This is a genomic window from Exiguobacterium sp. s191 (assembly GCF_018618955.1).
GTDB classification, from domain to species: domain Bacteria; phylum Bacillota; class Bacilli; order Exiguobacteriales; family Exiguobacteriaceae; genus Exiguobacterium_A; species Exiguobacterium_A abrahamii.
The window spans coordinates 642,781-663,363 of record NZ_JACSNC010000001.1; the positions used below are offsets into that span (position 1 = coordinate 642,781).

General features: G+C 41.6%; 22 protein-coding genes. 19 read left to right on the forward strand and 3 right to left on the reverse strand.

Annotated elements, in window-relative coordinates; translation table 11 throughout:
• The first annotated feature begins 106 nt into the window (after nt 1-106).
• From KNQ09_RS03310 to KNQ09_RS03320, 3 genes are read left to right on the forward strand one after another with little or no spacing between them, the layout of a single operon-like run.
• Entirely contained in the window at nt 107-793 is a 687-nt protein-coding gene (locus KNQ09_RS03310; protein WP_214857370.1) for a VOC family protein, read from the forward strand.
• Nucleotides 794-823: 30 nt separating this feature from the next.
• Nucleotides 824-1,234 (forward strand): hypothetical protein, encoded by a 411-nt coding sequence (locus tag KNQ09_RS03315; RefSeq protein WP_214857371.1) that lies wholly within the window; start codon nt 824-826, stop codon nt 1,232-1,234.
• A gap of 20 nt (nt 1,235-1,254) precedes the next feature.
• Nucleotides 1,255-1,731 carry an NUDIX hydrolase gene (locus KNQ09_RS03320; protein WP_214857372.1) on the forward strand — a complete coding sequence of 159 codons (477 nt, stop codon included), beginning with the start codon at nt 1,255-1,257 and terminating at the stop codon, nt 1,729-1,731.
• A gap of 216 nt (nt 1,732-1,947) precedes the next feature.
• On the opposite strand, the gene KNQ09_RS03325 is transcribed toward KNQ09_RS03320, so the two are convergent.
• Nucleotides 1,948-2,820 carry a helix-turn-helix domain-containing protein gene (locus tag KNQ09_RS03325; RefSeq protein WP_214857373.1) on the reverse strand — a complete coding sequence of 291 codons (873 nt, stop codon included), beginning with the start codon at nt 2,818-2,820 and terminating at the stop codon, nt 1,948-1,950.
• Between the two features lie 130 nt (nt 2,821-2,950).
• Here KNQ09_RS03325 and KNQ09_RS03330 point away from each other — a divergent pair, with 130 nt between their 5' ends.
• The 8 genes from KNQ09_RS03330 (at nt 2,951) to KNQ09_RS03365 (ending at nt 8,355) form a co-directional block, all read left to right on the forward strand.
• Nucleotides 2,951-3,346, forward strand: coding sequence for a hypothetical protein (locus KNQ09_RS03330; protein ID WP_214857375.1), 396 nt, complete (start codon nt 2,951-2,953; stop codon nt 3,344-3,346).
• Nucleotides 3,347-3,496: 150 nt separating this feature from the next.
• Complete coding sequence (locus KNQ09_RS03335; protein ID WP_214857377.1) at nt 3,497-4,309, forward strand: hypothetical protein; 813 nt, start codon at nt 3,497-3,499, stop codon at nt 4,307-4,309.
• Nucleotides 4,310-4,321: 12 nt separating this feature from the next.
• Nucleotides 4,322-5,056, forward strand: coding sequence for a hypothetical protein (locus KNQ09_RS03340; protein ID WP_214857379.1), 735 nt, complete (start codon nt 4,322-4,324; stop codon nt 5,054-5,056).
• Nucleotides 5,057-5,065: 9 nt separating this feature from the next.
• On the forward strand, nt 5,066-5,692 hold the full coding sequence (locus tag KNQ09_RS03345; protein ID WP_214857381.1) for an ABC transporter ATP-binding protein: 627 nt from the start codon (nt 5,066-5,068) through the stop codon (nt 5,690-5,692).
• Complete coding sequence (locus tag KNQ09_RS03350) at nt 5,685-6,215, forward strand: hypothetical protein (RefSeq protein ID WP_214857383.1); 531 nt, start codon at nt 5,685-5,687, stop codon at nt 6,213-6,215. The genes KNQ09_RS03345 and KNQ09_RS03350 overlap by 8 nt, the downstream gene beginning before the upstream one ends.
• 138 nt (nt 6,216-6,353) lie before the next feature.
• Complete coding sequence (locus KNQ09_RS03355) at nt 6,354-7,091, forward strand: phosphotransferase family protein (RefSeq protein ID WP_214857385.1); 738 nt, start codon at nt 6,354-6,356, stop codon at nt 7,089-7,091.
• Nucleotides 7,092-7,120: 29 nt separating this feature from the next.
• Nucleotides 7,121-7,726, forward strand: a complete 606-nt coding sequence (locus tag KNQ09_RS03360) for an AAA family ATPase (protein ID WP_214857387.1) — start codon at nt 7,121-7,123, stop codon at nt 7,724-7,726.
• Nucleotides 7,723-8,355, forward strand: a complete 633-nt coding sequence (locus tag KNQ09_RS03365) for a DUF3108 domain-containing protein (protein ID WP_214857389.1) — start codon at nt 7,723-7,725, stop codon at nt 8,353-8,355. The genes KNQ09_RS03360 and KNQ09_RS03365 overlap by 4 nt, the downstream gene beginning before the upstream one ends.
• Nucleotides 8,356-8,400: 45 nt before the next feature.
• On the opposite strand, the gene KNQ09_RS03370 is transcribed toward KNQ09_RS03365, so the two are convergent.
• Complete coding sequence (locus KNQ09_RS03370; protein WP_214857391.1) at nt 8,401-10,344, reverse strand: CDP-glycerol glycerophosphotransferase family protein; 1,944 nt, start codon at nt 10,342-10,344, stop codon at nt 8,401-8,403.
• A gap of 380 nt (nt 10,345-10,724) precedes the next feature.
• Between KNQ09_RS03370 and KNQ09_RS03375 the strand changes: the two genes are divergently transcribed.
• The 6 genes from KNQ09_RS03375 to KNQ09_RS03400 all read left to right on the forward strand — a co-directional run bounded on the left by KNQ09_RS03375 (nt 10,725) and on the right by KNQ09_RS03400 (nt 16,431).
• Nucleotides 10,725-12,221, forward strand: coding sequence for a glycosyltransferase (locus tag KNQ09_RS03375; RefSeq protein ID WP_214857393.1), 1,497 nt, complete (start codon nt 10,725-10,727; stop codon nt 12,219-12,221).
• Nucleotides 12,222-12,255: 34 nt separating this feature from the next.
• Nucleotides 12,256-13,122: a UTP--glucose-1-phosphate uridylyltransferase GalU gene (gene galU / locus KNQ09_RS03380; RefSeq protein ID WP_064300048.1), complete on the forward strand. Its 867-nt coding sequence runs from the start codon at nt 12,256-12,258 to the stop codon at nt 13,120-13,122.
• A 92-nt stretch (nt 13,123-13,214) separates the two neighbouring features.
• Complete coding sequence (locus KNQ09_RS03385; RefSeq protein ID WP_214857395.1) at nt 13,215-13,490, forward strand: hypothetical protein; 276 nt, start codon at nt 13,215-13,217, stop codon at nt 13,488-13,490.
• Between the two features lie 927 nt (nt 13,491-14,417).
• Complete coding sequence (locus tag KNQ09_RS03390) at nt 14,418-15,230, forward strand: ankyrin repeat domain-containing protein (protein WP_064300045.1); 813 nt, start codon at nt 14,418-14,420, stop codon at nt 15,228-15,230.
• A 128-nt stretch (nt 15,231-15,358) separates the two neighbouring features.
• A complete protein-coding gene (locus KNQ09_RS03395) occupies nt 15,359-15,829 on the forward strand; it encodes a DinB family protein (protein WP_214857396.1) in 471 nt (156 codons plus the stop codon).
• A gap of 71 nt (nt 15,830-15,900) precedes the next feature.
• Entirely contained in the window at nt 15,901-16,431 is a 531-nt protein-coding gene (locus KNQ09_RS03400; protein ID WP_214857398.1) for a GNAT family N-acetyltransferase, read from the forward strand.
• Nucleotides 16,432-16,477: 46 nt separating this feature from the next.
• Here the strand turns inward: KNQ09_RS03400 and KNQ09_RS03405 are convergent, their stop codons facing one another.
• Nucleotides 16,478-17,461, reverse strand: coding sequence for a ketoacyl-ACP synthase III (locus tag KNQ09_RS03405; RefSeq protein WP_214857400.1), 984 nt, complete (start codon nt 17,459-17,461; stop codon nt 16,478-16,480).
• 182 nt (nt 17,462-17,643) lie between these two features.
• On the opposite strand from KNQ09_RS03405, the gene KNQ09_RS03410 reads away from it, so the two are divergent.
• A complete protein-coding gene (locus KNQ09_RS03410; RefSeq protein WP_214857403.1) occupies nt 17,644-18,318 on the forward strand; it encodes a 5'-methylthioadenosine/S-adenosylhomocysteine nucleosidase family protein in 675 nt (224 codons plus the stop codon).
• 204 nt (nt 18,319-18,522) lie between these two features.
• A complete protein-coding gene (locus tag KNQ09_RS03415; RefSeq protein ID WP_214857404.1) occupies nt 18,523-20,565 on the forward strand; it encodes an acyltransferase family protein in 2,043 nt (680 codons plus the stop codon).
• Nucleotides 20,566-20,583: the final 18 nt, after the last annotated feature.

Below are 20,583 nucleotides of genomic sequence, written 5' to 3' on the forward strand. Positions count from 1 at the left end.
ATCTGAAAAATCAGACTTTCCGTTCGTCATGATTTTACCATTAGTGGTAAAATAAAGCATATCGCTTTTTGATAAATTTTACTGCAAATGAAGGAAGGTCATCAGCTTGAACATTTCAAAAACCACTCTTGTGACACGCCATCTACAGGCAATGAAGGCTTTTTACATAAAACAGATCGGATTCCCGCTCGTCTCGGAAACGGACGACTCGTTTACGATGCAAATCGGTACCGATCAACTGACATATCGACAGACGGACGATGTTGATACGCAGTATCATATGGCGTTCAACATTCCGGAAAACGTCTTCCAACAAGGAAAAGCGTGGCTCGTAGAACGGACACCACTCTTGATCGAAGATGGACAGGACGAGATTTATTTTGACTTCACGGACTCGCATTCCTGCTATTTTTATGATCCAGATGAAAATGTCTTGGAGCTGATCGCGCGGCATCAAATCAATCCCTCTAAAGCGGAACCGACGTTTGATGTATCCGACATCCTCGGAATCGGTGAGATGAGTCTGACGGTGAAAGACGTGCTTGAAGTGGGTGCGCAGTTAGCAGAGATCGGCGTTCTCGAGCGACGGGAACGTCCGCTCAACGGCGCGTCTCTCAACTTCCTCGGACCAGTCGCGGATGGAACGCATATCTTGCTCGTCCCGGAAGGACGGACATGGTTGTTCTCACCGAAGACGGCGAAGGTCAGTCCGATCGAGATGGAACTCGACGGCAGACATCGGGTCCGGCTAGATGCAGCGGGCGTATGGCATCAAAGTGCCGTTTCTTCATAATTCATTATTCTAAAAAGTGAGGGAAGTAAGATGAATAAAGCGGTGAATGCGAGTATCGCGTTCGGATTATTGTTGTTCGTATGTGGTTTCTTTTTTCTGTTTGGCTATTTGACCCGGTCGATGCCGATTCAGCAAGGCGGTGACCCGGTCATCTTACCGGTCGCAGCACTCCTCGTTCTCCTACCGTTCGTGATCCGTGAAGGCATGCGCGTTTTGACGTATGTTACGTTGACACGTCGACAGGTCGGCGTACTCATCTTACTTGCAATCAGTGGAATCATACTAAGTAGTTGGATTGAGATGCAGCAGAATGTTGCCGTAATCGATTTCCGTTCCCTCTTTACGATTCATACATACGTACTGTTCGTTTCGGGCATCATCTTGTTGTGTCTCCTATTGACGGGACTCAAACGGATGCGCGTCCGAACGAAAGTGATTTAAATGGAAAAGGACTGAATGACATGGGATACATCACAGAATTACGCAAACTCGTCGGCACACGACCACTCGTCATGGCAGGGGCGTGTGTCATCGTCGTCAACGATAAACAAGAAGTCTTATTACAACTTCGGCAAGATAACGGTTGCTGGGGACTCGCTGGTGGAGCGCTTGAGATCGGGGAGACACTCGTAGAAACAGCAAAACGAGAATTAAGGGAAGAGACCGGTCTTGAAGCGGAGCATCTCGAATTATTGAACGTCTATTCGGGTGATGCGTTTTACTATAAGTATCCGCACGGGGATGAAGTCTATAATGTCATCTCAGCATTTCTGTGTACGGCTTATACGGGTGAAATCGTTCGGGATCCGTCAGAAGTCGCGGAATTACGCTTTTTCGCTATCGATCAGCTACCAGAAAAACTCAATCCACCGGAACGACCGATCTTGATGGAGTTTGTTCAAAAACAACAGACAGCGCATCACGTTTCTATTTATTAAAGCTAGCGGCACGAATAAAAAATCTTGAATGAAAGCAATTTAATATTTCAATACAAAAAAAGTGGAGTCTTTTCAATTCATCATTGAAAAAGATTACACTTTTTTAGTTCAGTTTATTTTTGTATTGATTTTCATAAGATATAATTTTTAAATTTTGTTTAGTCTAATTAAATTAATTCAGTTTTAGGCAATTTGAATTATTTACTAAAAAGAAGATCAACTTATTATTAGAAACTCATCAATTAGTGCTTTATATTTATTTATTTTCTCCAAATCATTAATCGTTTCTAAAAAATTAAACCCTTTATTTATAAGATCAATATTATCTGCGTAGCTATAATTTGAACTTCGTGATTTCATTTTATAAATACCTTCTCTTAAATCACAATCACCTAAGAAAGTATAAATCTCGAATTTTTCTGAAATTTCTTTTGCAATTAAAATTTGTTGTATGGCTTTTTCATAATCTTTTTTAAAAGCATAAATTGAAGATAAATTAAGTAGAACTATTATAAATTTCTTGTTCCAATCATAAGAGTCATTATACTTTTTTAGGTTAGACGATAATTTATTTTCATAAATAGATACGTATTCATCAGGTATTGCAAATTCAATAGATTTTAATAGTAATGTTTCATAATAAAAGTATTCGTCATACTTAGAAAAATAATCCCACAATAAATAAACCTTACTTTTTTCGAATGGGATGATTTCAACCTCAAGTTCTTCTAAATAACTTATTAAAAGATTGTAAATATTTTCTTGTAAATAAGTTGAATTTTGATGCTCTTCTATTTTCTTTTGAAAAATTTTCAAATCTTCTATAGATTCAGATAAAGAAATAGTTAAATATGTAAAATATTGATTTTCAATACTATTGTTGATTTGAAAATCGTTATTTAAAATATCTAGTTCATGAATAGGTATATCTAAAACTTCAAGAATTTTAAAAAAAATTGTTGGTCGGAGCTCAATTGCTCCTGCCTCGAATTTACTGTAAGCACCTTGAGTAATATGTACCTTCAATGCTACTTCTTTTTGAGTCAATTCTTTAGTTAAACGAACCTTTTTAATATACTCACCTATCAAAAAACTGACCTCCTTCTAATTATTACTTTTGGAATATTATTAAAACTATATCTTTAATATGCTAATTTAATCAATGGGTAAGGGAATTTTTACAATTTCTTTATTACAAATTTATTGGAGGTAATATGATATGAAATTAAAAAAGGTTGTTACAGTAGCAGCACTAGGTCTTACTTTATTGGGAACAGCTGGTGGCGATGTTCTTGCACAACAAGTTAAATCGTTTTCAGGATTTACTGTTACATATTCTGGTGGAGAAAAATTTGCTCCATATTCATTACGTGAAGATAATACTAAAGCAGTAGTAAATCTTTCAAACGATACTGGTACTGCATGGATCTCTGCCAATATGAGAAACTCCGATAATGCATTTCGTGGTGGTACCGAAGTGCAACGTAATACTCGTAAAGAGTTCTCAACTGTTAATGCATCGGTGAACTATAGTTACAAATTAGGTTTGAGTAAAACAAACAACACTGGTGGTGGAGAAGTAACAATTAAAGGTTCATGGGCAGCAAGTTTATAAGAAAAAAAGGCGCAAATTGCGCCTTTTTTACTGTTTAATATCATAGACAAAAGAGGATTAATTACCCAATTTATTGATAGTGTGTAGAATAGTTTTTGTATATATGGAATGATGATACAGTGAATTATATTTTTTAGGAGGTGATAGCTTTTGATTGCAACTCTTAAAATCAAAAGTAGATTTGTTTTCATCACAATTATTTCTTTACTCATGGCTCTAACCGTTTCATGGGCTTTCGCTAGTAATTTTGTTGACATCATGACGATGGATTACAATGCAAAAGATTTGGTTGGAACAAAAAGTGAAATTCGATCAAACTTTTTGATGTCCATTGCGACATGGGAACGGTTTGTCGACTCATCGATGTTCTATCTAATTAATTTCCTACCAGCATTTTTTGTTTTAGTCACATTAGGATTATATGCTGAAAAAAGAAGTACATATGCAATGGGACGCCATCGCTATTCATCATTTAAGAAGACGATTTATCGAGATGTCATTCAATATGTTCTTCTATCTACTGCGACGGTAACAGGAGTATTTATTATTTATTATTCGATTGGTGCTGTCTTTGTTTATCGGGGACTAAACGATATTGGAGGCTTTGCATCTGCGTTACCAGTAAATTTTTATGCAAATCATCCCTACCTATTTTTCCTCTTCATGGCCTCAACCATTTATCTCTCACTTGCTTTTGTTTTTAGTTTATTGTCTGCAGCGCTCGTCTTAATTTTCGATCGGGAATACAAGGTGATTCTAGCGGTATTAGCCATTTATTTTGTTTACGGAAAAATTGGCTTTTTGACAGGGAGCTCATGGCTGACTATATTTTCTAGTTTTGTTGCTTATAATACGACTCGTTCAACAGTTGAGACGTTTTATCCTCTTCTTGGACTATTGATTATTGCAATTGGTTTATTGGTTTATGGTGTAAATAAGACAGTTCGACAATATGAAGAATAGGAAAATAATGATATGACTAACAGATATGCTTTTAAACAAATGACGATTATCAGTATGTTGGCAATCGTCATCAGTTATTTAAATTACAAACAAGGATTCAAAGCGATACAAGTTTTTTCGTCTGATCGTCAAATCGATTTAGGCTATCTTGAGATATTTGATCGCATTTTCATTAATCTTAATTTTAGCCAATTAGAGTATATGGAAGGAAATTCTCCTTTCCATTACATAGGTCCATTCTTATTTTTTTTATGCGTCATTTTTGTAGGGAGCTATCCTTTTTTAGCTTTAAAAAAAACATATTTTCAATTTATCTATGTACGCTCTAATCATAAGTTGAAAGCCCTCCTCTATATGCTACAAGGCTTTTTGTCTCGAATCACAGTTTTTGTAATCGTTTACGCGATTAGTATGTTGGGTTGGCTATTTCAAAATAATCTCTCTGCGATCACAAGTAATACAGAAATTTTAATGAAGATTACTTTTTTTTCGATAGCAGCTATTTTTATATCTAGCGCGTTAACCATCCTCCTTTTATTTTTCTATATAAAGTGGGATGAAATTATTGCGATAGTAGGCGTATTATTAGCGCTTTTTACTGTGTTCGTCATAAATGTATCTTTTCCAAATTCAAGTATCGTCTTTATTGGTCAGGATCACTATTTCAGTACAGGAATAGTCACTGGATTAACATTAGTTGTTTTATCATTTACAGCTGTTTATAAAACCAAATACAAAATAGAGTAGGTGCCTCGGATGATTCAAATTCAAAACGTAAATAAGTCGATTAAAAATACTCAGATTTTAAAGGATATCAGCATATCGATCGAAGAACAATCGTGCGTTGGTTTTGTTGGACATAACGGGTCTGGTAAAACGATGTTGTTGAAAGCAATTTGTGGATTTACGAATATCAACAGTGGAAAAATCATAGTTAAGGATTCACCTATTGAATTTGGAAATAAGTACATCAAAGACGCTGGAATCATCATTGAACACCCACCATTCATCCACTACATTTCTGCTTGGGATAACTTAAAGGTCTTAGCAAACATCAACAATAAGATTGATGATGAAACGATTCTACAAACGCTTGAAAAGGTTGGATTATTGCAGGATAAAGATAAAAAAGTGAAAAGCTTCTCGTTAGGCATGAAACAAAAATTACGAATCGCTCAAGCAATCATGGAAAAGCCGAAAATTTTAGTCCTAGATGAACCATTTAATGGATTGGACCGTGCTTCTGTTCAAAACGTTCAAGAGATTCTTCTTGAATTCAAAAAATCAGGCACGACAATTTTGTTAACGAGTCATGATGAACGTCATATCGAGGCGTTATGCGATATCGTTTACCAAATGGAAGGGGGCGAATTAATTGCGTAACGTTAAACTTATGTTTTTATGTAGCTTTCTTCTAATCGGAGGATGTACTCCTTACGGTATTACAGGTTCTCCTGAAGAAGATGCACCAAAATCGCAAGAAACAGCTGCAGAGAAAAAGGCAATGGAAACACCTGATCATTTTTCGGTCACTCTTCAAGCATTCGAGAACCAGATAGCGCAATATGCGTTTTTCAAAGAGTTCGAACCGATACAAAATGGTTTGAAACAAAATGATGGTCCAGTTCAGTTTGAATACAAATCAAAGGACTTAAAAAACGAGGACTCTCTTCAAAATATTTATTTGACGATCGATGTAGACGGTGAAGAGTTTAGCACAGCTTCAGAACAAACCGTTAAATCATTAGAGATGATCTGTGATGGTTTGAACCAAGAAGTTGACCTTGTTACGGTCATTAAACGAATTAAGGCGAATGAAACCAGTTTATATGAAAATGAACAATTATCGATAGAATTAATGAATTTCAAAAATGATGTTCAGATTATCATCAGTCCAAAAGTTTGACAGTTGGAAGTCTTTACAATGCCTGTTCCTTATCGGAGTAGGCATTTTTGAAATGAATAATATTTCTATGATGCTTTGAAAGGTGCCCAATTAATGACGAGAAATCAACAATGTGTATCTACCGCTATCGTAATGACGATGTCTGACGAGCGAGTACGCAAATACTTCCATGAATCGATTGAAAAACAACGAATCATACAGGAATTTCGTATGCTTGAAGAACTAGAACGGACGACCATCCCGACGCCAAACGTATATGCTGTTGAATTAGAAGATTCGCCGTTCATTGAGATGCAACGGATCGACGGCAACGAATTGTTAGAGTTGTTTGAACCCTCCCAAATAACGGACTTTCTTAACGCCTTCGCGACATTACATCAACGGATTCATCAGCAACAATCGCGCCAAGCGCCTAAATGGCACGATGTCATCCAACAAAAAGTGCATCATCTGCCACCTGCGTTGCGCTTGAAGGTTGAACGATGGCTAGAGAAGCTTCACATTCCCCAAAAGCAAGGATTGCTCCACGGGGACTTCCATTTCCAGAACATCCTCGTGACAGCAGATGACACGTTCGTCGTCATTGATTGGCATGATGCGACGACAGGACCACCGATTGCGGATGTCGCGCGGACGTTGCTCTTGCTGCGAATAGCAGGTGAAACAGCAGTGCCGGACGAGGTACGACGATACGTCTGTCGCGAATACCTCGACCGTTATAAAGCTGTTTCGTCAATCCAGCTATCGAATCTTGCAGACTGGTTACGACTCATGGTCATTCTTAGGACGCTTGAGCAAATCCCGGATGCTGAACAAAGTCGGTTAAAGGAAATGATCAGTCATCCAGACCTCAGCGCTTATTTTTTTAATACTTAAAGTATATATAGGTAGGAGGAACACCATTCGTGAGAACCATCCTCTCGATCCAAGGCGGCATGGCATCAGGGAAGACGACATTAGCGCGAGCGCTCGAAGACGTTTACCCGGAGTTGCATGTCTATTATGAAAATCCATATCCGATCGTTCAAAAACGAAAAGAGCTCGGATTAGACATTCGTACCGAAGACGGATTCGTTGAGAATCAGCGCCTGTTCATTCAAGCGGAAATCGAACGATTTCGCCATTTTCCCGATGGACACATCATATTAGATCGTGGTCCGGAGGATCTTGAATTCTACACGCTTCATTATCCACAGATACATGGGCATGACTGGGATATTGAATCTCGTTTAAAGACGGAACTTGAAGCATTAAGAGAATGTCGGTCCGACCAGATTCTTTATTTACGCGCGTCAAACCAACTCTTACAAACGCGTCGGGACGCTGATCAGACAAGAACTCGTCAATCTTTTGAACAACATCAACCGCTTTGGGCACTCGAAGAAAACTGGTATAAACAGTTTCCGGTCTATTCGATTGATACGACAGCGAAAACGCCGGAGCAAGTCCGACAAACAGCGATTCATCAGTTGTCTATCACTGGAATCTTAGGAAGGGGGAGCGAAATATGAACTTGAAAGAGCTGACGTATCCCCTCATCGAGGGACGAGACGAAAAACAGGTCTACTGGATAGAGCAAGGAGAATCGGTTCAGATCGGACAGACCTACGAAACGATTCGGTTAGAAAAAACAGCACATCAGTCCATTTTGGTACGGGAGCAAGAATTAGTGTCAGAAAAAATTGGCAATCGAACGATTCGTCTGACGATTGACGCTGAAGACTACGCACCACTCGAATTCGTCGAGTACCAAGATGGTGTCCAAACCGTGTATGCATCGTATGGGGGAGATGAAGTCGTGATCACGCGAGGAAATGAGCAATCTGTCTTGCCCATACGTAAGAAAAGTGTTGATCTGTTTTCAATCGAATTGTTGTTGCGAGTATTACCACTGGCTGTTGATTCGACGCTCTCGTTTAGCGGCTTCAGTGCCGTTTCCGGACGTGAGGTGCCGATTCAGGTGCAACCTCTGCGGTACGATCTATTGATGACCGAGTCAGGCGAACACCTAGAGACACTTTGCGTTCACGTTGCGTTTGGTGAACGTGTTCAGTATTACTGGATTGATCCAGTCAAGCGGGAGCTGTTAAAGCAGTCCTCACAGATTGCGGACGGGATCTCGTTGGAATTTCGTCGATGAAAAAGGAGCAATGAAACGGTATACCGTCTCGTTGCTCCTTATTTGTTATAGCTGAAAATGGTGTTGCATCGCTTCGAAAATCCGTTTACTTGCTTTTGTATCGTCAAAGGCATAGATATGGCTGAGATGACGTTTGAACTTTTTAGGCATTTTCGATTCGCGTAGTGATTCCATCAAGGCGTCTCTTGTTTCGATGACGTCTCCTGGTAACAAATCCGTCGATTCGCCGGCGTTATCTTCGCCAACTAAGACAGGTGGGCGATAGTAGATGACCTTTTTGTGCATCAAGGAAAAATCGAGACCAACACTCGAATAATCCGTGATCAATACATGATGATTTTCAAGTAGCTCCTTGACTGTGAACGCATCCTGACTGATGACATCGACGAAGTCCGAGTGGAACAAGTGGCTGAATTTTTGGAAATTGCGATGAAGATAGAACGAGACTTCAGCCTTGTTGTCCATTACTAAGCTTTTTAACCGTTCGTCCGTGATCAACGCTTGAAACTCCTGGTAATAGTCGCTTTCCATGAACTGTTCGTCTGAATACGTATCGAGTTTAGGTCGCCACGTCGGCATGATCAACAGCTTTTTCCGGTTTTTATATCGCTTGAGCCAACGTGATCGTTCCGTGATCAAGTGATCGAATCGGGCGAGACCCGTCACGATGATTTCGTCAGGATGAAAACCGTAATCGCGGGCGATGAGTTGTTTTTCCCGCTCCGAGGAAACGACGAATAAGTCGGTAAATGGATGCGGCATCTTTTTCCCATAAATGTGACTGACATCTTTTGATCCGATGACACCGTGTTGCAAGAACAGCTTTTGTTTCGTTTGCATCATCGCCTCCGTGTGATAGGTAGCGAACGGTAAGGCATAACTTGAAGAATGCGTATGACAGAGAATGTCTGCTGCTTGGACGACCTCGATGTTCTCTGGTGATTTGTAGAACACGATATGGTTCTCATATCCGACAAGATTTTTGAGGTCCGGACTCGATCGACTGATGATGTAGAAGATATTGAAGCGCTTCTGATGCTGGTCAACGAGATACTTGAAGAAAATCATCCCATTATCTTGTGCTTTATCCGGATATTCAAAACAGATAATAGTCTTCTTATTTGGATCCAGTCCAAGTAACGGTTGAGGGTCCGCGTAATACTCGACGGTCTCGACCGGCACCGGTATTAGACGCATCGCAAGTCGTTCCGACACGGTTGAATAGGGGCGGACCAACACGTCATGTTGCTCATTAAGCGATAACCAGTGCTCATCGTTCAAGAGTTCCGGGTGATTTTTGAAGTGACGAATCCGCGGTGTGAAACCAGAGATCGGCATCTCACGAATCGTAAATCCGAACATGAGGTCATAGATGTTCGCATTGAACGCGTCGTAGTTATACCGGTCACCGAGTAACTGCTCGACGAGTTTTGGTTCGATCACGGCTTCGACTTCTGTCTTGAAGCGACGAGCATCAACTGGTGTGACGCTGAAGCGATTAATCGGCAGGGCGATTTTTTGTTCCTGATGTCTGATTTTAATGAAGCAATGTGGCTGTTTCACTTCGAAATACTTTGAGTGAAACGAAAACTTCAATAGAAGGACGTCGTCTTGACGAGTGATGCCCTCAAATAGGACGTCTTGATCATAAAAATTCATGATGGACGGTTTTTTGTTATAGATCAGACTGAGCTCGTCGTCTTGGTCGATAAAAATGAAATAGGAATGTTTCCCTTGTTTGATGTAGCTATTCGGTGCGATGTCCAGTGGTTTTGAAAGATGTTTGAACGAAATCGGTTTACCGGATTCATCGACGAATTTAACAGGATAATTCTTTTTTTTGAAGATATCGAGCAATGTATCAATCGATAGCACAAAGGCTGTCTCTATTTTTTGGAGTGGTATCAGTTGTTCATTGATCGATAACTGTAGGCTTTGGTGCGGAAGATTCTCGATCAAAAACGTATGATCACGACAAGTGATTTTCATTGGTGCATGGCTTCCTTTCATACTCTGATTCAGTCGTTCTTAAACTACATCACTTACCATACAATATCTTCCGATTTCTGCAAAGATGTAGATTGATTGGAAACCAATACAGTATAGTATTCTGGCTAAAGGATATTGGGAAAAGACAGACGTTACCGCATCTTCGACAGATCATTAGTTGCAGAACCATGACAATGATTGGATATTATGCAAAACCGATTGACTTTGTTCGTAAAAAAGGAGATAAATAGAAACTGTATTGGTAAATGCGACTAGTATCGCAAGAGGTTTATGAAAAAGCAAAGTCGGCTATATATAGAGGTTGAACTCACAGAAAAAAACAGGGATCAATCTTGAAGGGTGAAGGGGAGTAATGACAGATGCTGTATACGGTAACATCGACATTACCACCAAAACACGGTGGTAGAACGAAGTCGTTATTGAGTCGAATCGCGCTCATGGAACAAGAACTTGGCGCCGGTTCAACAATCGTTACGACGAACTACAATGCCAACTACATGGAAGTCTACGAATTGTTCCGAACAGAAGAGAAGGTCGGTCCGAAAGTACAATTTGAAAATATCTACGATTGGCTATCAGATTACAAATTGTTAAGTATTCCAACGACTCGTTTTCGTAACAAACCGATCATCAAAGAAACAGCGCGCGAAATCGAAGGATTAAAAAGCGTCGAGAAAAAAGGCAGTGACGCCGTTCGTTATTATGATGAGGAAGATGAGTATGTCCTCTACCGTAAATTTTACCCTGAAACGCAAGTCGTCGAATTCGAGGATTTCATGACGAACGCTTCCCGTAAAAAAGTCGAGCGTTGGGAATACAACGTCTACGGTCAATTACACCGGAAGACAATCTATTCGCCGGTCCATCATGGGAAGATGATGGAAGAGTTGTATGATTCAGAAGGCAATGTCTATTGTAAGAAGTTCTACAATGAAATGGCGCGTCCGAAGCTCATCTTGATTCAGTTATACCGGAACGGCAGAATGTACAAAGCGTTCAAAAAAGAGAAGGACTTATTTGAGTATTACTTCAATCGATTGTTTAAAGACGGTGATGTCTTGTTCGTCGATGCGCGTTTACTGGACCGCTCGATTCTCAACATCAAAGCAGACGTCAAACGGGTCATGGTCATCCACAACTCACACTTGGATGGTTCGACCGTCAAAGGATCGTACGCGACAATGTTCTCGGAATCCGATAAAGTGACACGTTTCATCAGTCTGACGAATCACCAAAAAGAAGACATCCTGGAGCGGTATAACATCCCGGAAGAGAAGATTTCCATCATTCCGCACTTTATCGTCCCAGAACAAACGCAACGACGCGAACAGGTCAAGGATCAATTCTGTTTCATCGGTCGATTCGGTCTGCAAAAGCAGATGGATCATTTGATCAAGAGTTATGCGATCTTCAAACAATCAGGTCATACGACGAAGCTTGTGCTCTATGGCATGGACGAACAAGGGCAACTGGCGATGATGGAGAGTTTGATCGAGGAGCTCGGCTTACAGGATGATATCGAAATCCACGGCTTCACGTCGAATCCGGCAGAAGTCTTCCGGGAATCGAAAGCATCACTGTTGACGAGTGAATTTGAAGGATTTGGACTGACGGTCATGGAAAGTATTAATGTCGGCTGTCCGGTCATCTCTTATGACGTCAAATACGGACCACGCGAAATCATCGCCCACGGCGAGAACGGCTACCTCGTTCCAGCGAACGACATGGAAGCTTTTGCTGCCGCGATGGTGCAACTCGTCGAACGACCACTCGAGCGCGTCGAGACGAAGCCATCGCTTTACCTCGAGACGGCTGTAAAGAACTATGGACGATTACTAGAAGAATTAAGCAACTAAACCTACTACTTGAACGATGAAGAGGATGAACGTTATGAAGAAAATCACGAAAGCCATTATTCCAGCAGCAGGACTCGGGACACGTTTCTTGCCTGCGACAAAAGCAATGCCAAAAGAGATGTTACCGATTCTCGATAAACCGACGATCCAGTATATCGTCGAAGAAGCGGCAAAAGCCGGCATCGAAGATATCATCATCGTCACAGGGAAACACAAACGGGCCATCGAAGATCATTTCGATAACCAAAAAGAACTCGAGATCACGCTCGAGAACTCTGGGAAGACGGAATTACTCGAGAAGGTTCAATTCTCGACGAACCTCGCGAACATCTTCTATGTCCGCCAAAAAGAACAAAAAGGTCTCGGTCACGCCATTTTGACGGCAAAACAATTCATCGGGAACGAACCGTTCGCAGTCTTACTCGGGGACGATATCGTCGAGTCGGATGATCCGGCAATCAAACAATTGATGGACGTCTACGAGCAGACGGAAAAATCAGTCATCGGTGTACAAGAAGTCCGTCCAGAAGATACGCATCGTTACGGCATCATCGATCCTGTTTCACAAAACGGACGACTGTATGACGTGAAGAAATTCGTCGAAAAACCGGCTCCAGGCACAGCACCATCAAACCTCGCGATCATGGGACGTTACGTGCTGACACCGGATATCTTTGATTATCTAGCAAATCAAGGAGAAGGGGCAGGCGGTGAGATTCAATTGACGGATGCGATTGAGCGACTGAATGCGGATAGCCAAGTCTACGCGTATGATTTCGAAGGTAATCGTTATGACGTCGGAGAGAAACTCGGTTTCGTCAAGACGACGATTGAGTATGCCTTGAAAGATGCAGAGATGCGTGACGAGCTGAAAGCTTTCATCAAGACACTAGACATTTAACATGATGGACCACTCTGACATGATTCAGAGTGGTTTTTTGTAATTCATGAAACCGATCTGTCTAGTCGAAACGTAGAAAAAGGAGAAGAGAGGTGCTACATATGTTAACGTGGCTCGGTATGAGGACTGATAAAAAAGCAGAGAGACAATTTTTCGCAGGTGTCGAAAAGAAAACAATCTTCCTAATCTTGCTTCTATCGCTTGCGATCTTGAAGGGTGTGAAGTGGGGAATGACAGTACTTATCCCAACTGCCTTTTTCAGTGATCCGATCGTTTCGGTGTTACCAGGCGTGCTTGGCGTCCTAACAGCAGTCGTTTTCGTGCTTTTGGTAGAGCGCTCCCTGCAGGATAAGTCGAGTGAAAAGTAAGAGATACACGAAGACCACTTGAAGTTTGTCGATTCAGATTGAAGACAATGTGCAATTTTTCTCTAATTGAGAAAGATTGCGCTTTTTCGTTTATCTCGAATCATTTTCCAGGGTCAAGCTTCTCGCGGCTGCTCCTGCTTGTTTTTCTCTAGAAGGCGATTTTGAGCGAAAAAAACTTTTGTGATACCTTTTCTCAATTCATCCAAATCAAACGAGAAATTGTTGATTTCGTTCCATAAATTGTTAGGTAGAACGTAATTGTCTGCTCGTTAAAAATAGGATAAACCTTTTTTTAAGTTAAATTGGTAAAAAATAAATGTGATTATATAAATATAGTAAAATTTAAATGTTTTACTTCTATAAAAGTAAAATAAAGGTATGGAGAATTGAGAGGTGATACAGAAAGATGAAAAATCAAATTTTAGAAAGTGTTTTCGCAGCAATGTTTTTTCTTATTTTTCTAATGTTTTTTGAAGGCATGCCGAAGTCGACTGATACATGGGTCGAATATGGAATAAAGTCTGTGGCAATTGCTGTCATTTTCCTAATAACGGAAGGTATTTTTTCTAAAAAATCTCTCAAAAAAACACATTAAATCAATAAAGTATTCAATTATTTTAATGCTGAGTACACGATTGAAACAAAGCCCACATGTGCGTCATAATGTGAGCTTTCTTCAATGCAAAGTGATCGAGTGAAATATATTACGATGTGACGAATCCATTATTTTCACGATGTTTATCTATGCTCTGATCATGATTATTTTTCTTTTAATTCTAACGATCTCCCTAAAATCAATAAATGTCATGAGTGACGAACTGAACTTGGTACAAAAGACATCAGATGTTCAAAGGCGTTTTTGCGCATGACAACTGATTGTTGTTGTAAAATGAGGACAACGACGGAACAGGTGAGGGGCGAACGGACATGACGAAACGATCCATCCAAGATGCTGCTTTTTTGGGCAAACGAAAACAAGTAATGCGCTGCATCGAACGTGGTGACGATCTGAACGAACTGGATGAAGAAGGATTTGCGGCGCTTCATTGGGCGATTCAGGAAGGGTACCTACGGATCGTCGAATTGTTGCTCGATCATGGCGCGGATGTCAACCTTCCGAATCAGGACGGGATGTCACCGTTGCATATTGCGCTTTATGATCAAAAGACCGACATTGCGTTACTTTTGATCAAGCGAGGCGCTCATCTTGATTTAGATGAACACGGATTCTCAGCGCTTCATTTAGTAGCGGGCCGGGGCGGCAATAAAAAAGTCTTACGGAAACTAGCGCAGAACGTCGAGTTGTTACATCAACGGACCGATGACGGGGAAGGTGTGACACCGCTACATTATGCGGCGCAGGAAGGTAAGTCGAAAAAAGTCCAGCTATTACTGGAGGCAGGAGCAGAAGTCGATGCTGTCGGACTAGACGGATTCACACCGCTGTATCTCGCAGTCGGAAATAATCATCCGAAAGCGGTCAAAGTGCTTCTAAAGGCAGGAGCTGACATCGAAGCGGAAAACGTCGCGGATGGCGATACGGCAGTCCTCGCATTAGCGAGTGCTTACGGCTATGAACGGGTCGTCCGGTTATTACTCTCTTATGGAGCCGATCCACTGCATCGAAATGAAGATGGACGGACAGCGCGTGATGCGGCACTTGATAACGAACACCATCAGATTGCGGAGATCTTGCGCCAAAAAGAGATTGATGCGTTATCTGAGGAAGAGAATAACTGAACGGTGGACGACAAGACAGGAAACATCTGCGGATGCTTCCTGTTTTTAAATTTTAAAGGATTTTCAAATTGCTTTGTCAAAATAGAGATAAGAGAACACTTATTCGTCATTGAAAGGAAGGTCGCATCATGAACGCAATCGATTGGACGGTATGGAATTTAAACGAAGTGAGAAGAAGAAGCATCAAAGTCTGGCAGTCGATTCCTGAAGATAAATTGAACTGGAAACCGGATAAGAACGCCATGACGTGTTTTGAGATGATCCGTCATGTGTTAGACAGCGAGTATTATTATTTCTTAGCGTTACAGAATCGAGGCAGTCTACCGTCGTATGAGTCCCCGTTTGAAGGGCGCAGCTTCGTATCCGTGCAAGAGGAATTAGACTTTGCGGAAGCCTATCATGAGGAATTCATGGCATATGTCGAGCAACTAACGGAATCAGATTTAGCGATCGTTCAGATTGATCGTTCGGAATCAGGATATGTGCGTTCGCTCGGTGATATGTTGTTACGAATTGCTTATCACGAAGCAGTGCATACAGGACAGTTACTCGATTACTTAAGAACAGCAGATGTTGAGCGGGTACGAGTTTGGGACTAAGGTAATTTAATGAGAAAAAGTGTTAGTAGTATGAGCTGCTAATGCAATCCGTCAGGTAGGGGGTAAAAATTTTGAAAATACGTTTAGCAACATCCAAAGACATGAAGGTAATAGCAAAGATTTACGTTGATACGTGGAGGACGACATACACCGGTTTAGTACCCGATGTATATTTAGAACAACTCACTGTTCAACGGGCAGAACAAAAATGGATACAGTTTTTGAACGATTTCTCACAAGATACATTCCTATATGTGGTATTGAATGAAAAGGAAATTATAATCGGATTCGCAGCAGCTCAAATTCATGCTAATGCTGGAGTACGGAAAGGAGAGTTGTCTGCCCTCTATATATTACCCGAAGCACACGGTTTAGGAATCGGCAAAAAGTTGATGGAGACTGTCAGCGTGCATTTCCTGAAAGCAGAGGTCTCTTCGATGATGGTTTGGGTAATGAAAAAGAATGAGCCAGGGCGTGCATTTTACAAACGACTTGGCGGCAAATACATAGGTCATCGTCAGAGTCGTTTTGGGAATGTTACGGTTGAAGATGAAGCATATGAATGGCTGGATGTCGCTATGCTTATCCATCATCAGAATTAAAAACAAGGAGGAAGTACGATGCATCTGTACTTCTTCCTTGTATGAATCACAGACTCCATTTCATTAGTAATCCTGCTTGTGTCAAACCGCCACCGAACCCATATAACAGGAGCATATCTCCCGCTTTGATTTTCCCCTCAGATATACCTTTATCTAAAGATAAGGGGATGGTCGCTGAAGAAGTGTTGCCATAATTGACTAGGCTGAAAAGCGTTTTATCAAAGGGAACCCCACTTTTATCGCAGATTGATTGAATCATACGAAGGTTTGCACTATGTGGAATGAACCAATCGATTTGATCTAAAGTCATCGATGCTTGAGCCAGTACATATTTCATCCCATGAGGAACCGTGCTGACTGCCCATTTGTATACTTCTCGTCCATTTTGAACGATTTTGTTATTGTGAATAATAGGATTTTCGAACAATTGATTTGACAGGTTTGAGCAATATAGACTTGATCCTTTTTCTCCTTCCGAGTTCAAGTAGAAGGAAATAAAGTCAGACTGGACTTCATCACGTTCCACAAGAACAGCTCCGCTTCCGTCTCCAAACAAAATGCATGTATTTCGATCCGTGTAGTCAGTAATTTTAGAAAGTGTTTCTGCACCGATAACGAGAATTTTTTTATGAAGACCAGATGAAATTAATCCGTTCGCCAAGTGTAATCCGTATGTAAATCCCGCACAAGCAGCGTTCAGGTCAATTGTACCGGCATGTTTGATACCGAGTTTTGCTTGAACCAATGATGCGGTACTTGGTGTCTTAAAATCGGGTGACATCGTACAGATGATGATCATATCGACATCTTGAAATTCTTTATTGTAACGTAGTTTTAAATTCATGGCCGCTTGATATGCAAGATCACTTGTCGATTCAGTCTGAGCCGCGATTCTTCGTTCTTTGATGCCTGTTCGTTGAACTATCCATTCATCATTTGTTTCTACTAGTTTCTCTAAATCATGGTTCGTCATGATTTGATTTGGAACGTAAGAGCCGATTGCTGTAATTCGGGCATAAGATTCATTCAAGAATTGTTCCTCCTTGTAAAAAATATTTCTATAAAATTTAAAACTAGATATTAGTACTAGGTACTAATATAAATGTGATTTTGTTTAAATACAAGCAATATAACTGATAAGATTTTTTGTTAAATCAAATAGTTTAAAAAATAGAGTGGTTTCTAGCGAATGCAATAAAGGAGGAATAAGTCATGATCGGAATCAGCATCGCCACCACATGGGAGTTTGACGCGACACTGGCGTATTTTCATGTCTCGCCTGAGGAAAGAATCACCTATCCATATGGTGAATACTTCACGCGTGAGATAAACGGGAAGACACTTCTGTTTTATAGCACGGGCGTTCGAAAAGTAAACGGTATCGGTGCCAATCAATACATGATTCTCCGTTTCTCATTGACGAAGGTCATCGTTGCCGGAACGTGTGCCGGGATTGACCCGAGGTACGACGTACTCGACATCATCGTTCCGGATCGTGCCGTTCAATATGATTGTACGGTCAAAGAGATCGAACCCCTCATCAAACCTTCGTTCATCGTCGATCTCGACGTGTCGAAGTATAGCAAAGACTTTCAACTCGGAACAATCGGAACGGCAGACCGTGCCGTCGTCATGTGGCGCGACTATATCGAACTGCGGGATAACGGATTGACGATTGCTGATACGGAAGCGGGGGCTATCGCGTACATCTGTCAGAAAAATGCCGTCGAATGTATCATCATCAAAGGTATCTCCGATTTTCCGACCGAAGAGAAGGAAGAAAATGCTGTCGAAGCAAACGTCGAACAGATGCGGATCTATATCGAGAACACACCAAAAGTCATGCAACGGATTTTTGCCGACTACTTATACCGGTTTCTAACGTAATCTTTCATCAGTGCACTTCTTTTACATATTTTCCAAGTTTCTTGCGACAATATAGTTCAGTAGCATTGTATTTTTTGAAATATGTTCTATCATAGTGAATGGAAACGTTTTCTTAAAATGGTGAGTACATACCGAACTGTACAAGAAATGCGCTGCAATCGTCAGGATTCGTAGGTGTAGAAGTAGATGGAGGGACATAGAAGCATGCAGGAATGGAAAGTATCTGGTCAACCAGGTCAGAAACGGATTGATATTGAAAGCCGGTTTCGCCCGGAAATCGAAGGGTTACGCACGGTAGCTGCCTTACTCGTTGCGATCTATCATATTTGGTTCAATCGTGTCTCAGGAGGTGTCGATGTCTTCTTCGTCATCTCGGGTTTTTTGATCACGACATCGATTATCTCGACGATCAACCGGACAGGGGAGTTCAAATTCCTGCCGTACGTCACAAAGTTGCTGAAACGACTCTTGCCATCCGTTTTGTTCATCTTAGGCGTCGTGTTAGTACTAAGCACATTTTTATTACCGGCATCGATTCTTGGGAAAACAATTCGTGAAGTCGTCGCCTCGATGTTCTTTTATCAAAACTGGCAACTCGCCGTCTCAAGTACGGATTACTTAGACGCGACCCAGATGAAGTCACCCGTCGAACATTTTTGGGCGCTATCGATCCAGTGGCAGTTTTATATGATTTGGTTCGTCTTGTTCTCGTTCATCTTATGGATGATGAACAAGTATCAGATTCGATCGATTAAAACCGTTTTAAATGGGTTGCTTGGATTCCTATTCGTCACGTCACTCGCGTACTCAATCTACCTGACAGAAGTCAATCAGCCGTGGGCGTATTTCATTACGCCGACGCGGGTCTGGGAATTTGCCTTAGGTAGTCTGTTATGTGTGAACTTATCGGCGATTCGTGTTCCGAAGTGGATAGCGACGATCATCGGCTGGGTCGGTTTGCTTGGTTTGCTGACGACCGGTGTTCTGTTTAATGTCTCGCAAATGTTTCCCGGCTATATTGCACTCTGGCCGATGACGTGCGCCTTGATGATTGTGTTATCGGGAACGCAGGAGACACGATTCGGATTAAAACGATTCCTCGGATCAAAGCCGATGGTCAAGCTCGGAGGGATTGCGTTCGGGATTTACCTTTGGCACTGGGTGTTGCTTGAGTTCTATCGCTACAACGTGCAACAAACACCTGGTATTCTCATCGGTACATTGATCATTGTCGCGTCGATTGGTCTATCCTACTTGATGACGGAATGGGTTGAAAAACCGATTCGCACTTCGACTGTCAATCGGACAGCGTTCAAGAAGCTAGGTGCACTGTTGACGATTAACGTCTTGTTGATTGGATCCTTACTCGGACTCGCTTATCTGGAAGAGCAAGAGCTGAAACAAGCGGTCAGCAAAAATAAATACCCGGGTGCTTTAGCGATCGAACAAACACTGCCTGTACCAAAGCAAGACCCGTTCCCGTCTTATGCGAACGTCTTCAATGACTTACCGCTCGTCCATACGGATGGTAGCAACCAAGGGCTGCAAAAGACGGAAGCGAAAGTCGGCGAATACGGGAAGACGAAGGATTATAAAGCGACGATTGCGCTCGTTGGGAGCTCGCACTCGGAGCAATGGTTCGGTGCATTACATGAAGCGATCAAAGGAACGGACATCCGTTTACTCAATCTGACGCGGTCAGGAACACGTTTTTCGACCGGCTATGAACCGGACTCCTTAAAAGGAATCTGGAACCAGAACGTCTTGAACTATTTGAAGGATGCCGATGTTGATTTGATCATCTCGCACGTGACTGCAGCGGATGCTTCAAAAGACAGCATCCATCAACAAATGGTCGACCAGATGCAGTTCGTCAAAGACGAGTATGGGATCGATGGTCTAGCACTCCGGGATAATCCACGGTATGACTTCAACGTACTCGAGGCGCTCGAGACGACAAGCATCGCGGATACGACGAAACAGATGAATACGCAACCGAATCAAACGGATGAGGCGTACTGGAAACAGTTCGAAAAAACGAATCAGTCGCTTCATAAGCTGGATTTGACGCGTTACTTCCACGTCAAAGGCGAGTATCGCCCTGTCATCGGTAATGTCGTCATCTATCGTGACAACAGCCATATGACGAATACGTATGCGGAAAGCTTTGCTCCGATGTTCAAGAAAAAGCTCGACGAAGTGCTGGCGGACAAATTAGCGAGTACATCAGCTAACACGAACCAATAGAAATTGAGAGCGTGTCGT

What these genes read in the sequence shown, in the direction of transcription:
- KNQ09_RS03315 (WP_214857371.1), top strand. Translation starts at nt 824, where the DNA reads ATGAATAAAGCGGTGAATGCGAGTATCGCGTTCGGATTATTGTTGTTC.
- KNQ09_RS03320 (WP_214857372.1), top strand. Translation starts at nt 1,255, where the DNA reads ATGGGATACATCACAGAATTACGCAAACTCGTCGGCACACGACCACTC.
- KNQ09_RS03330 (WP_214857375.1), top strand. Translation starts at nt 2,951, where the DNA reads ATGAAATTAAAAAAGGTTGTTACAGTAGCAGCACTAGGTCTTACTTTA.
- KNQ09_RS03340 (WP_214857379.1), top strand. Translation starts at nt 4,322, where the DNA reads ATGACTAACAGATATGCTTTTAAACAAATGACGATTATCAGTATGTTG.
- KNQ09_RS03345 (WP_214857381.1), top strand. Translation starts at nt 5,066, where the DNA reads ATGATTCAAATTCAAAACGTAAATAAGTCGATTAAAAATACTCAGATT.
- KNQ09_RS03355 (WP_214857385.1), top strand. Translation starts at nt 6,354, where the DNA reads ATGTCTGACGAGCGAGTACGCAAATACTTCCATGAATCGATTGAAAAA.
- KNQ09_RS03365 (WP_214857389.1), top strand. Translation starts at nt 7,723, where the DNA reads ATGAACTTGAAAGAGCTGACGTATCCCCTCATCGAGGGACGAGACGAA.
- KNQ09_RS03370 (WP_214857391.1), bottom strand. Translation starts at nt 10,344, where the DNA reads ATGAAAATCACTTGTCGTGATCATACGTTTTTGATCGAGAATCTTCCG.
- KNQ09_RS03375 (WP_214857393.1), top strand. Translation starts at nt 10,725, where the DNA reads ATGCTGTATACGGTAACATCGACATTACCACCAAAACACGGTGGTAGA.
- galU (WP_064300048.1), top strand. Translation starts at nt 12,256, where the DNA reads ATGAAGAAAATCACGAAAGCCATTATTCCAGCAGCAGGACTCGGGACA.
- KNQ09_RS03390 (WP_064300045.1), top strand. Translation starts at nt 14,418, where the DNA reads ATGACGAAACGATCCATCCAAGATGCTGCTTTTTTGGGCAAACGAAAA.
- KNQ09_RS03395 (WP_214857396.1), top strand. Translation starts at nt 15,359, where the DNA reads ATGAACGCAATCGATTGGACGGTATGGAATTTAAACGAAGTGAGAAGA.
- KNQ09_RS03410 (WP_214857403.1), top strand. Translation starts at nt 17,644, where the DNA reads ATGATCGGAATCAGCATCGCCACCACATGGGAGTTTGACGCGACACTG.
- KNQ09_RS03415 (WP_214857404.1), top strand. Translation starts at nt 18,523, where the DNA reads ATGCAGGAATGGAAAGTATCTGGTCAACCAGGTCAGAAACGGATTGAT.